At 54.7% G+C, this 13,367-nt stretch carries 15 protein-coding genes; 3 read left to right on the forward strand and 12 right to left on the reverse strand.

Annotated elements, in window-relative coordinates:
* Window positions 1-74 precede the first annotated feature (74 nt).
* From E8D52_11825 to E8D52_11865, 9 genes are all read right to left on the reverse strand, one after another.
* On the reverse strand, window positions 75-386 hold the full coding sequence (locus E8D52_11825; protein ID TKB67946.1) for an HNH nuclease family protein: 312 nt from the start codon (window positions 384-386) through the stop codon (window positions 75-77).
* Between the two features lie 238 nt (window positions 387-624).
* Complete coding sequence (locus E8D52_11830) at window positions 625-1,146, reverse strand: hypothetical protein (GenBank protein ID TKB67947.1); 522 nt, start codon at window positions 1,144-1,146, stop codon at window positions 625-627.
* Between the two features lie 150 nt (window positions 1,147-1,296).
* The gene (locus E8D52_11835; protein TKB67948.1) at window positions 1,297-1,530 is read right to left on the reverse strand and encodes a hypothetical protein; all 234 of its coding nucleotides are present in this window, start codon (window positions 1,528-1,530) and stop codon (window positions 1,297-1,299) included.
* Window positions 1,531-2,238: 708 nt separating this feature from the next.
* Window positions 2,239-2,751 (reverse strand): sel1 repeat family protein, encoded by a 513-nt coding sequence (locus E8D52_11840; GenBank protein TKB67949.1) that lies wholly within the window; start codon window positions 2,749-2,751, stop codon window positions 2,239-2,241.
* 182 nt (window positions 2,752-2,933) lie between these two features.
* A complete protein-coding gene (locus E8D52_11845; protein TKB67973.1) occupies window positions 2,934-3,149 on the reverse strand; it encodes a hypothetical protein in 216 nt (71 codons plus the stop codon).
* A gap of 250 nt (window positions 3,150-3,399) precedes the next feature.
* Window positions 3,400-3,957, reverse strand: coding sequence for a rhodanese-like domain-containing protein (locus tag E8D52_11850; GenBank protein TKB67950.1), 558 nt, complete (start codon window positions 3,955-3,957; stop codon window positions 3,400-3,402).
* Window positions 3,958-4,008: 51 nt separating this feature from the next.
* Window positions 4,009-4,680, reverse strand: a complete 672-nt coding sequence (locus E8D52_11855; protein ID TKB67951.1) for a hypothetical protein — start codon at window positions 4,678-4,680, stop codon at window positions 4,009-4,011.
* Window positions 4,681-5,205: 525 nt separating this feature from the next.
* On the reverse strand, window positions 5,206-5,814 hold the full coding sequence (locus tag E8D52_11860) for a hypothetical protein (protein TKB67952.1): 609 nt from the start codon (window positions 5,812-5,814) through the stop codon (window positions 5,206-5,208).
* A 151-nt stretch (window positions 5,815-5,965) separates the two neighbouring features.
* The gene (locus E8D52_11865; protein TKB67974.1) at window positions 5,966-6,415 is read right to left on the reverse strand and encodes a hypothetical protein; all 450 of its coding nucleotides are present in this window, start codon (window positions 6,413-6,415) and stop codon (window positions 5,966-5,968) included.
* A gap of 379 nt (window positions 6,416-6,794) precedes the next feature.
* Here E8D52_11865 and E8D52_11870 point away from each other — a divergent pair, with 379 nt between their 5' ends.
* The gene (locus E8D52_11870; protein TKB67953.1) at window positions 6,795-8,096 is read left to right on the forward strand and encodes a hypothetical protein; all 1,302 of its coding nucleotides are present in this window, start codon (window positions 6,795-6,797) and stop codon (window positions 8,094-8,096) included.
* 21 nt (window positions 8,097-8,117) lie between these two features.
* On the forward strand, window positions 8,118-8,705 hold the full coding sequence (locus E8D52_11875) for a LemA family protein (protein ID TKB67954.1): 588 nt from the start codon (window positions 8,118-8,120) through the stop codon (window positions 8,703-8,705).
* A gap of 232 nt (window positions 8,706-8,937) precedes the next feature.
* Here the strand turns inward: E8D52_11875 and pyk are convergent, their stop codons facing one another.
* The 3 genes from pyk to E8D52_11890 form a co-directional block, all read right to left on the reverse strand.
* Entirely contained in the window at window positions 8,938-10,377 is a 1,440-nt protein-coding gene (gene pyk / locus E8D52_11880) for a pyruvate kinase (protein TKB67955.1), read from the reverse strand.
* 466 nt (window positions 10,378-10,843) lie between these two features.
* On the reverse strand, window positions 10,844-11,836 hold the full coding sequence (locus E8D52_11885) for a PilZ domain-containing protein (protein ID TKB67956.1): 993 nt from the start codon (window positions 11,834-11,836) through the stop codon (window positions 10,844-10,846).
* 435 nt (window positions 11,837-12,271) lie between these two features.
* Entirely contained in the window at window positions 12,272-12,613 is a 342-nt protein-coding gene (locus E8D52_11890) for a metal-binding protein SmbP (GenBank protein ID TKB67957.1), read from the reverse strand.
* Between the two features lie 152 nt (window positions 12,614-12,765).
* Between E8D52_11890 and E8D52_11895 the strand changes: the two genes are divergently transcribed.
* Window positions 12,766-13,242 (forward strand): hypothetical protein, encoded by a 477-nt coding sequence (locus E8D52_11895; protein ID TKB67958.1) that lies wholly within the window; start codon window positions 12,766-12,768, stop codon window positions 13,240-13,242.
* Window positions 13,243-13,367: the final 125 nt, after the last annotated feature.

The raw sequence follows: 13,367 nt of genomic DNA on the forward strand, positions 1-13,367 counted from the left end.
CGCGTTCGTTTCACACATCTCAGGCCCGCACCCTTGTTTTGGTGCAGTCGGTCCTGACTTCAGGCCGGCTTCGATCAGGCTGCGGTGTTGCGCTTGAGCAGATTGGCGAAAGGGGTGAAGGGTCGATCTGGCTCACGGCTCGCCAGAGATTCATTCGGTCCGCTACCGACCTGATCGCGCTGATGCTCATTGTCGTGACAGTAGAGGCAGAGCAACTCCCAGTTGCTGCCATCTGGTGGATTGTTGTGATGGTTGTGGTCCTTGTGATGGACTGTGAGTTGGTTCAGCTTCTTCCCATCAAACTCTCGTCCACAATGGGCACAGACCCAGGGGAATAATTTCAGCGCCCGTGCCCGGTAGCTCTGCTCTTGGCTCTTCTGCATCATACGATGCCTCCGAGAGAAGGATGACTCAGCTCAGAGATATTCTACAGTAAGTCTACCAGACCCCGCCACTTTGCCATGAAACGCTTCCTGATTCGATGCTTCACCACTCGACGAGTTCAAGGCTTGGCAGACACCGCGAGATGGCTCGCCATTGCCCTTGAACTTCACTCAATCCACATTCTTACCTGCTTCACACTATCCGCGCGCTTGCTCGTCGCGCGCCAAATCCATTCGATGACTAGCGTATCCGGACTGCCGTTCCAGAGGCACCACAGAGATATTCAGACGAACCTCTTCCTGGTATGGTGACCGTTTCTTTCTCTGGAGGGATGGCGGCGCTGAAGATTAAGACGGAACCGTGAGAATCGATGTGCCCATTTATTTTAACACCCGTCAGGGTATAGGATTTATCCACTGCGTGGAACGTGCCCTCTTGGCTAAACCCTCCATGCGGCTTCACGGTATAGGTGAGGTCAGCAGTCTCTTTAAATGACGTGGAGGTCGGGCCAGGAAGAATAAGTGTACCCTCTTGGGTGAGCTGGGCAGAGCCGTGACCATCGTAGACAATGGTTCCATCGAAGTAGAAGTGAGCCGTGGAGCCTGTTGCGCTATCAGTACAGGTCTTGACCGTGCTGAACCAAAATGTGCCTTTGAGAGATGTTGCGGAGTCGCTGCGATTGTCTTCGGCAAGGGCCGAGAAGGCGGGCAGTGTAGCAAGACCTGCTGTGAGGACGAGTGCGGTGCAGGTCAGTATACGCATGATGAGTCCTCCTTGGTGCACGGACGTACATGCCGAACGAATTCATGAGAGCAGACACGCACAGGCCAGCAGGACAGACAGCTCGTGGTCCAAGCGAAGTCTTTCTTGGTGCGGCGACGGTGGAAGGCCACCGTCGCCGGGTCTGGTCGCTCAGTTCGTCGTGGTGATGGTCAATTCCCATCCGTTCGCAATGGAACCCCGATCTTGGGCGTAGTCGTCTCTCAGGAATAATTGCCATGTGTTGTTTGGAGAGATGCCGCCGGCATCAGACATGAGCAGGACTTTTTGTCCTCCCGGACCCACCAGCAGGATATCAAGATCATCGGGATAGGTATGGCTCAAGTCTTTCAACTTGACGACCACCCTGCTGGTAGCACCAGGCATCTCTGACACATTTCTTGCGGAAATCTCGCTGCCCCGTTTCCTTGACCGAATTGATGTCATCGGAGTCAAAGTAATAAGCCTGTAGCGATATATCGGAAAAGAGCTTGTTGTTAACATGTGGAAAGTGTGATCGGTTTTCTTCGGTCTAGAGCGAGGCTGCAGATTCTATCTAGGTTACTGCGCCATGAGATATCCTACATAGGTAGGGGAGGAATGCTGTGAGTGCATTTCGTCAACGTGGATCGGTGTTTGGCGCTTGAGTCAGATGCCCTGGAACGTCAAGTAGACATGGATCTATTCCGGTTCGGTCTCTCCACGGTCATGACAGGATGCCTGGTGTTGACTCATTGAAAGATGCCGCCATGGATATTGGCGACATGGGTGTATTCTTGTCGGAGCAGTCGTACGGCAATACGTGCACTGCGGTACCCTACTGAGCAATAGATCGCCACTGTTGCGTGTGTAGCAATTCCAGCCAGCTGGGCTAGATCAACATCGTCGTAGCCGACCCAGGTGGCTGCGGCAATATGATTTACTTCAAATTCTCGGGACGCATGGGTACCGCGTACACGATATTGCCTCGATTAACATTGGCGGTTTATCCGGTACTCCGGAGCGATGAGGGAGTGGTGGGGAAGAGAGGACAGAGCCAGGCCGCTTGAAGTCACTCCGCTTGGTTGTCCTTTTTTCTGGTGGAAGGATCCTGATCTAGTCGCATTGCTTAAATTGGGACTGCTGACAACGCCGCGCCATCTCCTGCGCCTGCTCGATCTGCTCGGCGGTCATGCGTGAGCTCAGATAGTCGCGACGCTTCACGGCTGCCTTTCCCTCATCGCCATGTAACAGGGTGTCAGCGATGTGGTACCACATGAGCGCGCGCACCACGTCTTTCCGGACACCCCGTCCCCTCTCGTACATCAGGCCGAGATGGCTCTGCGGACCAGCGTAGCCCTGCGCCGCCGCCTTACGAAACCACGTCAGTGCCGTTAGGTTGTCCTGTCGGACGCCCCGTCCTTTTTCATGCATCAAGCCCAGATAGAACTGAGCTGATGCCACGCCTTGCTCCGCCAAGGGACTGAAGAGGCGAGCTGCCTGCGTATACTCGCCACGCTCATATGCAAATTCTGCCTCCTCAAGAGACGCTGCAGCCGCAACGAGCTGTGGACTCGCGCTTGCTGCATAGGTCAGAGCCAAGAGTAGTGCACAGAAAACACGCCGCATTGATCACCAACCTTTCAACAGAATCGTTAAGCCATGAAGGTCTGGAATCTTCTTTCAGCAAGGTCTCATTCGCAGCTTGAACTACTGACAAGTAGGCCAAAGCAGCCAGATGCATGAGTTCCACACTAGCAGCTGAGACATGATTCCTGACACACCCTTTTTCGGACCAGGCTTCGTGTAGGTCATGGAGCATCGTTGCCCCCCTGTTGAAGTTGGACAGGGGGGCATTGAACGTTGGCGAAGGAACAAAATATACAACAGTCGCCGGACTTCGGTCGAAGAACAACGCGGCACGAGTCGCATTCAAAGATGACGATGCAGGCATCGGTTGGCATCTCTCTTTGTGCATTCGCACCACAGCGAGGGCAGGTCACGACCGATTGCCTGATGACATCCATACCCTTTCTGTGATCCTTACCCATATTTGTCGGTTGTGGCAAGTGTACTGCAAAGGTGGAATCCAATCCATCCTTCCTCATTCGATGAGGGAGCCGAGAGGGAGAGGCGAGGAAGGCATTTGCTCATTACGCGTCGAGAGATTCAGAATAGTCCCGTTATCGTCCTCTTGCCGGGTCATGGCTCAACAGAAACGACTCCTGATCCCTGTTCTTCAAACCCCAGCCAGCTGATCGGGACCCATTTGCCGTGCTATTCGTAGGTGAGTTTTCCTCGTGTGAGCCAGATGCCCCATGATTTGGAGTAGGCGTGTATCGCGTCTGTTTCAGCACCGTCCTCAGTCACAACAGGGTGCCTTGTGTTAACCCATTGGAAGATGCCGCCATAGACATTGACGACATGGGTGTATCCTTGCTGGAGCAGTTGTTCTGCAATTCGTTCACTGCGGTATCCCACCGAACAATAGACTGCCACTGGTGCGTGCGTATCAACTCCAACCAGGCGGGCAAGGTCAAAATCATCGTAGCCCACCCACGTTGCTCCTGCAATATGACTCACCTCAAATTCTCGGTATGCACGGGCATCGAGTAGGCGATATTGACCCGATTCGACCTGGTTGACCGACACTTCGGGTACGCTGTGCGACAACAGGGTGGACAGCAGCAAGTCATAGGCCGTATCACTCACATGGGTCGGCGCGTGGAGGTGACGTCCCCACAAAATGAGGAGCACTCCCAGCACGACCATTCCAAGAATCATGGGATAGCGCATCGGCAACCATCGCTGGAATAGGATCGAGGTTTCCGCCATGGGGGCATGGTACAGTCAAATGTCGAGGATGAACTGCAGCGGCGTCAGTGTTCAAGAGCCTTTCGGGCGTCCCCGAGGGCGCAAGGTTGATTCCATGCCAAATCGTTTGGCCATCCGTTGCACCCAGCCTTCTTCACCGAAGGGGCGACCACGCTGCACGCTCAACCGGAGCGCGTCCAATTCCTCGCCGGTTTCAGGACGATTCACCCGTGCCACCCAATTGCGTGGTAGGTCCACCGGCCAGTCACTCAGCCAGGTCGTGAGTTTGGGGTCGCCTTGGGCTCGCCTCCACAAACTGGACCAGCGCCAGTTCTCAGCCTGCCTGACCAACTTGGCTCGCAGCGCATTACGCTCCACGTAGCGGGCAACCGTCAAGAAATGCGCATCGGTTTGGACTGGAAACGATCTGAAGCGGCCTTGATAGACAGGGCCAGTGCCGGCAGTGTCATGGTGTGAATGCCAGCGTTGGGTGTGGGTGACGGTAATCCAGCGGAGCACTTCGGAGAGTTCTCCGTCCTGCCGAGGCCAGAGCAGGAGATGCCAGTGAGTCGGCATCAGGCAATAGGCGGCAATGCGAATGCGAGAATTGGCCTGGGCTTCGGCCAGAACCTGTTCAAATGCGGCATAGTCGGCAGGTTCCTCGAACAGGGGGAGGCGTCCCACTCGACGATTCAGGACATGGTAGGCGAGGGCGCCGGCAACGAGTCGGGGACGACGTGGCATAGGGAATCTTCTAACGGACCCATGACGAGGCTGTCAAGTTAAGACTCCCGACCCGGTTTCTATACGATTAGCGCACGACAGCGGTCTGAGATTCTCGGGCCGCCAGGCTTTTGCGGCGGTTGTTGGAAATGGTGCGGTCAATAATCGCACCACAGTTCATGCATTTCCATGCATAGAACACGAGAAAGAAATCCGAAAACCGCTCCAACATCATCATCCCTTTGCACTTCGGACATTCCATGGATCCCTCCCAAGGTGGCTACGTTCACAGCTGGTGGCAAATCTAAGCAAAAACCACACCAGTTCAACATACTTAAGTATTTCAACGCTTTAGTACTTACGTAGTTGACCAGGATAGACTATTTCCAAAACATTGACGGTGCTCAAGAGATCAACTTGTCAATCTTTTGTCACCTTGTACACGTAAGAAGAGGGTCGGGAGTCTTTATTAAAGAGTTGTTATGAAGCAAGCTAGCGGCAATAAGAAAAGAGTCCCGACCCTTTTTAATCATCCCATGGGTGGATCTAGCGGTCTGGCGCGAGGGTGTTCTGGCCAGCAGTACATGCCAGGCGTGAGGGGATCTCAAGCTGGCCGGCTGAGCGGAAGCCCCAGGCGGTAGCGAGGGCTTGGCAAGTCAGGTGCCGAATGGTCTGCTCGTTACGTTCGATGCAGTGCGGGTAATGAGCACCGCCTCGTAGGACTCTTGCTCCTCGTTCTACTGAAAGGCCCTGAACATCGACGGTAATGTTGAAGAATGCGCCACAGCTCGCTTGGATCAATGCCCCGTCCTTTCGTTCTTCCCGCTCCAGGATGAGCACAAATGCGGCATTCACCTCTGCCGCGGCCACAAGCGCCACCTGGCGATCCGATGGAGGATAGGGAATCTGAGAGGGCATGAAGATGTTGGAATAGTGATGAGACCGGAGCCATTCGTGAGCTACATGGGCCAGGAGCGGGTCTCCCCAGATCAGGATGCGCTGCTGCGCACTTGGCAACAGTGTATGGGAGCCGTTGGTGATGGGAAAGTGGACGCCGGAGGGAGGTGGTGTAGAGGAGCATCCTTCCAGAATGAGCAGGATGGAGGGGAGGCACGCGAGTGTGATGGCTAAGCCGATGCGATATCGTCGTCCCACAGTCTCGGAGTATAACAAACAAGAAGGGTGGGGCAGGTGAGTGAAGATGGTAAGAGAAGCTCGGTTATTTGGATTCACCAAGCCCAGGCAGCTCACCACGGCCCCCCGTACTTGACTCTGAAGCATGTGTAGCTAAAATGTCTTCTGGCCTTTATCGGCCTGGCCAGGATTGGATCGGTACGGTAGAGATGGCATTTTGTGGCGATCCCTCAATCACTCGATCGCTATAGGCAAGATAAATGTAGGTCTGGCGCTTTTTGTCAAAAAACCGGACAACCTGGAGGCTCTTAAAAATCAGGGACCGACTCTCACTGAACACCCGTTCCCCTTCTTTCGGCTCACTCACAACGCGAATAGGACCGACTTGACGACAGGCCAGTGAGGCATCAGAGGTTTCCTCTGCCAATCCGACCATGCCTTTCAGGCCACCTTTTTTGGATCGACTCAGATAACACGTGATGCCTTCAATTTTAGGGTCGTCAAATGCTTCCACCACAATTTTGTGATCGGGTCCCAACCATTTGAATTCCGTGTCGACGCTCCCAATTTCCTCAGCCTGACTTGCCGCAACGATCATGGCGCAACAGAGCAAGGTGGTCATCAATATCTTTGTTTTCATCGACGTATTCTCCTGTCATGGTTTCGCGTGATTCTCCAGGTAACGTATCTCTCAGAAATGCTCGAATGCAAGGGTTTCTGATGTGGGCCGCTCTCGCGCAGTGAAGGAAAGAACGGTCGAGGGGAGCTAAATCACGCTCGTAGTTTGTCCGCCGAGCATGGAATGGCCGATCAGCCCAGTTTACACAGGTAACTGAGGCTAAAGAAGTAGTCTCTGCTGATGCTGTTGATGCGAGAGCAGCCCACGACGCCATGAGAACAGCAGCCTCTCCCATGTGCTTTATCCTGATTTGTTGAGTAGTTACAAGCCGTTCAAATTGACAGACCCTCGAATCTTGCTACAGTTGTAAGACCTCTTTCCTATGAAATGTCTCGATTGCGACAACGACCTTATCAGGCTCCCAACGGCCCAAGGTCCCGATCTTGATGTCTGCCCCTCAGGCCATGGGTTGTGGCTCGATGCCGGAGAAGTCAATTGCTTCGTGGAAGATTACCTGTCTCTCAAGCAAGCAGTGGGTAGTAGTGGAGGTGTGGCGGTCCGCACGCAGACGAAATGCCCTCGATGCGCCATTCAGATGGAATCTGAGGCGATAGCCGGGACCACGATCGCAAGTTGCAACGTCTGTCAGGGATGGTGGCTTTCTTGTGGATGCCTGACTTATCTCAACGAGACGTACAAGGGAGCCGCAGTGACGATCCGGATCGATGAGCAAGAGCTCTATGCCCTCGCTGTCGCTCGGATGAACACTCTCCAGCCCAGCTCTCATGATCAGCTCACGTGCGGAAGAACAGCCATAGAGAATATGTGGTTTTGGGGACTTTTTTTCGGATTAGCGCTGGCCATAGCGGGGCTCATCTTTATCGCGGGAGTCCAGAAATCCCTCCACACCACTCGCTGGATCCGACCACCGGATACCATGTTGTTCTACTTCATAGGGGGCGTGGTTGGAGGCCTCGGGCTGTTCTGGTATGGCTGGACGGTTCAGCAGCGCAAGCGCCTTATCGAAAGCATCCCGACGTCGCCCATCCGTTCGCTAGCCCTTGGCTTGGTTGAAATCAGTGGACGGGCAGAGGCCGAGGGTGAGCTTCTGACCTCGCCGTTTAATGAACTGCCCTGCGTATTTTACTCCTACGTGGTCGAAGAGCGGGTCCGTTCAGGGAAAAGCACCCGTTGGAAAACGATTGCGAGTGGCACATCGGAACGACCGTTTTTCGTACGTGATGCAACCGGACGGGTGCTCGTGGTTCCTGCTGGCGCCACATTAATCTTGCCGGACGAGCGGATTTCCAAAGCCAATTGGCTGGGAGAATTGCCTCCCCTCGCTCTCGCCGGCTTACGGCGATTAAGGATTGCCACTCATGGATGGATGGGCAGCAAGACCTTGCGGTGTCGGGAAGCCCTTATCAGGCAGGACGAATCCATCTATGTCCTAGGGACCGCCCTTGCGCCTCACGGGATGAGCCACCACATCGCCAACGAGTCCCGACTCTTTATCGGCAACAGCCGTGACCATGCCTTTATCATTTCCGATCGCAGTGAAAAGGACTTACTGTCCCGATTGACCTGGCAGATGTGGGCCGGTTTCCTGGGTGGGCTGGTGTGTGTGGCGGCCTGCGCGGCATTGTTCCTCAATCGATACGTGAGAACCCTTGACCCCTCGTGACCTTGGCAAAGGAGCATATCCATGAACGGCACATTAGTCGTGGGATCGCTGTTGGGCATCGGGCTGGTTTTGCTGATTGCCTATGTAGTCGGTGTCTATAACCTGCTGGTTCGGCTGTCGAACAATATCGACAAGGCCTGGTCGAATATCGACGTCATTTTAAAACAGCAACATGACGAACTGCCCAAACTCGTTGAGGTGTGCAACAGTTACATGGTGCACGAACGGGAGACGCTTGAAGCCGTCATCAGAGCCCGTAATGCCTATGGCGCAAGCCGCGATATCGATGATAAGGCGAAGGCAGAAAATCAAGTCGCCGGCGCGTTAGGGCAGCTCTTCGCGGTCGCGGAACAGTATCCGGATCTCAAGGCCAATCAAGAGTTTCTGGCTGTTCAGCAACGCATCTCCGTCCTGGAAAGCACCATTGCCGATCGTCGTGAGTTCTACAATGAGTCCGTCAACCTCTACAACATCGCCATTCAACAAATTCCAGCGGTCTGGGTCGCGCAGCAGACCAGCTATACTGCACGGCCATTGCTGACCGTTGCTGCGTCAGACAGAAAGGCAGTGCCGCTCGCATTTGCCAATCGTATGCGCCCAGCGGCCTAATTTCCGTCGAGCATGGTTCCGCAGAGCGGTTCAACCGCCAAGAATTATGGCCGAAGGGTGCGGCGTTTGCTGGGGCTGTCGGAGGGCTAGACCTGCCTTAGTCTAGGCCGCCAAGTAAAGACTCCCGACCCCTTTTAGTTCAGTAGAGATATGAGTCCTGTTACCGTTTCATGTTCAACCGCAAGGCGCTCTTGTATCCCCTTTGCGAATGTCCTCGAAAGTGGGGGTTAGCTCATTGTGGCTCATGGGATGCTTCGGACGCGATGTCGTCGGAGGGGATATCACGAATCTGAATCGAGTCGACCCGTTGCTCAGCCAGGACGTCCGAGATAATCACGACCTTGTCCCCGACCTGAAACTGTTCACGGTCCTTGAGGATCCGGAACGCCGTTTGCAGAGTCTTTTCAGGGTCCGAACTGAAATCGATCTTGAACGGAAAGACACCACGGTTGAGCATCATGGTCCGTCGCGGTTGGCTCATGTTGGTAAACGCGTAGATGTTGGTAGAGAAAGGACGGCAGTTTGAGACGAGATCAGCCATGATTCCCCGTCTAGTGATCACGACGATTCCCTTGGCTTTGACCCCCTCGGCGAGCTGAACGGCGGCCACTGCCAGTTGCTGCTTATTTCCCGCGTTGCGCAAGTGTTTCGCAAACTGCAATCCGGGTATCGTTTCGGATTTGAGTGCAATCTTGCGCAGGAATTCGACACACTTCACGGGATACTTCCCAACCGTGGTTTCCCCGGACAGCATGACGGCGTCGACTTCTTCATAGACCGCATTGGCGACGTCCGTGACTTCGGCGCGGGTGGGGTGCGGATTATGGATCATGGATTCGAGCAGATGGGTCGCCACGATCACGCGTTTTCCGTACTCGGCGCACATGTGTACGATCGTGCGCTGGACATTCGGCAGATCTTCCACGTTGATCTCCACCCCCAGATCTCCACGCGCGACCATAATGCTGTCGGATTCTTTGATGATCTCCTCGAGGTTCCGGACCCCTTCCTGGTCCTCGATCTTCGCGATGATCTTCACCTTCCCGACCTTTTCGCCCATGAGGGCCTTGAGTTGCTGGATATCTCTGGCCTCGCGCACGAAAGACAGGGCGATGAAGTCCACATCCCGTTCCAGGCCGAACAGGATATCCTTGGTGTCCTTGTGCGTGATTGCCGGCAGATTGACCCGGATCCCCGGGAGATTCACGTGGCGCTTACTCTTCAAGAGGCCGCCGTCCAGAACACGGCATCGCATGTGGCGCTCCTGCTTCTCCAGCACCTCGAAATTGATCAGCCCGTTGTCCACGGTGATTTTATCCCCGACGTTGACCGCCTCAAGCAAATCCGCATAGTCGATATGGATGGAGCTCTCTTCCACGTCCATCGATCCGCGCGTGGTGATGGACACAATGGCGCCCTGCCGCAGATCGAGCTCGTTGGAGAGGTTCCCGGTGCGGATCTCAGGGCCTTGAGTATCCAGGAGGATGGCGATGGGAAACTTCACCTTCCTGTTGAGTGTCTTGATGTGCTGGATGACCTTGGCGTGGGAGTCGTGGTCGCCGTGGGACATGTTCAGCCGCACGATATTCATGCCGGCCTCGTACAGCTTCTGCAACATCTCGTAGGATTCTGTGGCCGGGCCGATCGTGCAGATGATGCGGGTCTTTTGCATGTATGCTCCCTGGGATACTACCCTATCCCCGCTAGCGAGGTGAGGCCCATAGATTGATGACGACGTCATGTGACGGGATTCGGAGAGGAACCGAGACCATTCTACGTTGTATCGTCGGCCTAGTCCATCGCATGTGTGAGGGGAGGACGATCGCGAATGATGAGCGTTGAACGTGGAGCGATGAATTGTTTGGGAGCGCAATGAACGACGAACCTTGCCGGCCTGATATGCACCGCGAAGTGATTTCGTGGGCTGGCTCACTTCTCGAAATTTAGAATGCCCCTGTGTTTCTCCTGTCAAACAAGGGGAGTCGCCCGACTCGGCAGTTCAGGACATGATAGGCGAGGTCTCCAGCAGCGCGGCGTGGACGGCGCGGCATGCGAGTCTCCTACTAAAAAAACAATACGATCCTGTCAATAGAAAGACTCCCGACCCCTTATTTCGACCACTTTGTTTTCCCTCGCTATCAGAAGGGTTTTGCCCTGTAACCATCATCGTGGCCTGACTCGTCCTCATGTCGGCTCCTCTCTCGCAGTTCTCTTTCGACTTCCACACGGCGTCGTTCTGCCACAATCATTCGGTCAAGCTCTGCCATGTGCTCCTCAGCGAACGTTCTGACCGCCTGTCGTTCGTCTGTCAGCCAGGGCGTCAGCGCCTCTTTCTTGACCCGCCATGCTTCCGCCAGCCTGAATTCACCGGAGACTGAGGCCATGCTGGGGCTATTGATGAGGGTCCGGACTGCTCCTATTTTGTGATCGTCATGGGAAAAACGCGACACAATCTCTTTCAAGACACCGTCGATGGATGTCGAACCGAGATAGTTCTGGAGAATCGCCAGAGAGAAATCTGCCTCCCTGTCGCCGCCAGCTTTGACCAACTTGCCAAGCGCTGCTGCAAACTCGGGAGTGCATGTGGGAAACGCTCTGTTGAGCAGGCTCCCTCCTCGAAAGCGGAATTCCGCTCGGTCTTGAGCGAACCACGCCAGTCCCTTGCTCATGGCGAGTTCAGGATCTTTTGCCAGCACCGCTTCCAAGCCTTGGAACTCAACCGGTGCCAGGTCGACCTGTTCTTTGTCGCTGTCCTCAGACTTTCTTGCGAAGAGAGTTGTCATCACGTGGTTGAGTCGCTGCCGTTCCGTCTCTCTGATGCGAACAAACGCCAGCCCGGCACGGTCCTCGTCCGCCCACTGCACATCGGCCCCATCAATCATCAGCGCCCACTCCAGGCCGGGAACTGCGATACGCAGTTCTAAGGAGAGGCCAGGCAACATGAGGAGTTGGCTTTCCAGCCGGCACCCATTTCGTGAGAGATTGAGAACCATGCCTGTCCCTTCCGACTCCACAGAGCCGGACGCCATAGCCTGAAATTGCACTGCAACTCGGGGTTCAGTCCGCTGTTCCTCTCCCTTTAGATTCATGACTGATCGACGCTCCACCTTCCCATCAATGGGACATATCATTTCCCTCTCAGCACGAAATTAGGGGAGAGGAGAGGGTACGTGTTCTTGATCTCTGATTGATCCACGGCGCGTTGTTCGTTCAGGGACGCATTATCCCGCGTAGAAGAGTCAACCGGCAATAGCACTTTGAGCGGAATGAAACGAGTCGGGAACTTCTGTCTAGGAGGGCGGTTTAGGATGTAATAGGGGAGGTCTTCAACAGCCAGCCCCCTTCAGAAGATGTCTTGTTGCCTATTCCTTGGGCGGCCACGTGATAGAGCGCCCCAGGAAATTCGATGTAGAGTGGTTGAGCCATGGGTATTGTCTAGGTCACAAGCGATACAAGAAACAAGATCTGAACTCATTGATTACGTACAGATGGCCACTGCTCGGCTGGCATACACAGAATAAGACGCAACCCCCATACTTAGTCGCATGCACTCGGGATCATGTCCATCAATTGATCTCGGACAAATGCTTGAGGGCGGCCTCAAGGTGTTCGACTCCCACGTCAGCGTGACCAGCTTTACTATGTGCGATGGCTTCTTTAAGGTGATGAATCCCTTCTCTCACCTCTATGCCCTTGCCACCCATCTCCGCAAAATCAAGCGCCGTCTCCGCATGCTTCACAAGCTCCTCAACATGCCCCGCTTTACCATGGGCCACTGCTTGCTTCGCGTGATCGATGGCGTGGCTCACGTTACCCGCTGCGGTCGGATAGGCATTCACCATGGGCACACTCACGAACGCTCCAAGCGCAACTACGATGAGGATGGCACGGTAGTATCTACTGATCATATTGTTTCCCCCGACATGGTTAGAATGCACGGCCTAAAAAGACTGTAGAACAAATCAAACTCTACACAGCGTTTTCGCAAGCTGTCAAGAATGGTATGCCTCACTTCCGAGTGGGTGAACCTACAGAAACTCTATAAACTAGAAGGAGGGGGATGGTAAAATATATACTCCCGAAAGGCGAACGGTGCTTTCTAGTGGTCCATGCAGGTCTTTTCACTTCTCTTGGGAAAGGGAGCATGCCGATGAAACGATCTACGACGCAACGAGCTGTTACGCTGGCCGGAGTCCTAGCCGTAGTCGCCACCACCGTGCTGCCGATGCAATCGGTATTCGGAGGAGGAGGCGGGGCGCGGCGTGACGTTCTGCGTCAAGAAGCGCAGAACCGCACGGACGCCCTCGATCACGCGACAGAAGTGGTGGACCATAGCAAGCAGGGTCACATAGCGGAACTCGTGGCACAGGCGGAAGCTGCGCTGCAACATGCTTTGAATGGTGGCATGGATCGCCCGCATGTGGACGAAGGGATCGCACATCTGAAAGCAGCCATTGAGCATGGGAAAGCGGGCCATGCAGACGTGGCCACAAAACACGCAGAAACCGCTGTCATGCACCTGTCTCAGGGAAGGTAAGATAGCAAGGCAACATCGCATCCACGTATCACTCCGCCTACCGCGGCACATTCGCATAAAGACTCCAGACCCGAATGGCACTTACTTAACAGCTCCAGCGGTGAGGTGACGCGCAAAAGGCCGAT

Origin of the sequence: Nitrospira sp. (assembly GCA_005116745.1) — a bacterium.
Taxonomy (GTDB): domain Bacteria; phylum Nitrospirota; class Nitrospiria; order Nitrospirales; family Nitrospiraceae; genus Nitrospira_D.

Excerpts from the sequence above, each read along its gene's own strand:
- E8D52_11825 (TKB67946.1), bottom strand. The coding sequence starts at position 386 with ATGATGCAGAAGAGCCAAGAGCAGAGCTACCGGGCACGGGCGCTGAAA.
- E8D52_11830 (TKB67947.1), bottom strand. The coding sequence starts at position 1,146 with ATGCGTATACTGACCTGCACCGCACTCGTCCTCACAGCAGGTCTTGCT.
- E8D52_11835 (TKB67948.1), bottom strand. The coding sequence starts at position 1,530 with ATGCCTGGTGCTACCAGCAGGGTGGTCGTCAAGTTGAAAGACTTGAGC.
- E8D52_11840 (TKB67949.1), bottom strand. The coding sequence starts at position 2,751 with ATGCGGCGTGTTTTCTGTGCACTACTCTTGGCTCTGACCTATGCAGCA.
- E8D52_11845 (TKB67973.1), bottom strand. The coding sequence starts at position 3,149 with ATGGATGTCATCAGGCAATCGGTCGTGACCTGCCCTCGCTGTGGTGCG.
- E8D52_11850 (TKB67950.1), bottom strand. The coding sequence starts at position 3,957 with ATGGCGGAAACCTCGATCCTATTCCAGCGATGGTTGCCGATGCGCTAT.
- E8D52_11855 (TKB67951.1), bottom strand. The coding sequence starts at position 4,680 with ATGCCACGTCGTCCCCGACTCGTTGCCGGCGCCCTCGCCTACCATGTC.
- E8D52_11865 (TKB67974.1), bottom strand. The coding sequence starts at position 6,415 with ATGACCACCTTGCTCTGTTGCGCCATGATCGTTGCGGCAAGTCAGGCT.
- E8D52_11870 (TKB67953.1), top strand. The coding sequence starts at position 6,795 with ATGAAATGTCTCGATTGCGACAACGACCTTATCAGGCTCCCAACGGCC.
- E8D52_11875 (TKB67954.1), top strand. The coding sequence starts at position 8,118 with ATGAACGGCACATTAGTCGTGGGATCGCTGTTGGGCATCGGGCTGGTT.
- pyk (TKB67955.1), bottom strand. The coding sequence starts at position 10,377 with ATGCAAAAGACCCGCATCATCTGCACGATCGGCCCGGCCACAGAATCC.
- E8D52_11885 (TKB67956.1), bottom strand. The coding sequence starts at position 11,836 with ATGATATGTCCCATTGATGGGAAGGTGGAGCGTCGATCAGTCATGAAT.
- E8D52_11890 (TKB67957.1), bottom strand. The coding sequence starts at position 12,613 with ATGATCAGTAGATACTACCGTGCCATCCTCATCGTAGTTGCGCTTGGA.
- E8D52_11895 (TKB67958.1), top strand. The coding sequence starts at position 12,766 with ATGGTAAAATATATACTCCCGAAAGGCGAACGGTGCTTTCTAGTGGTC.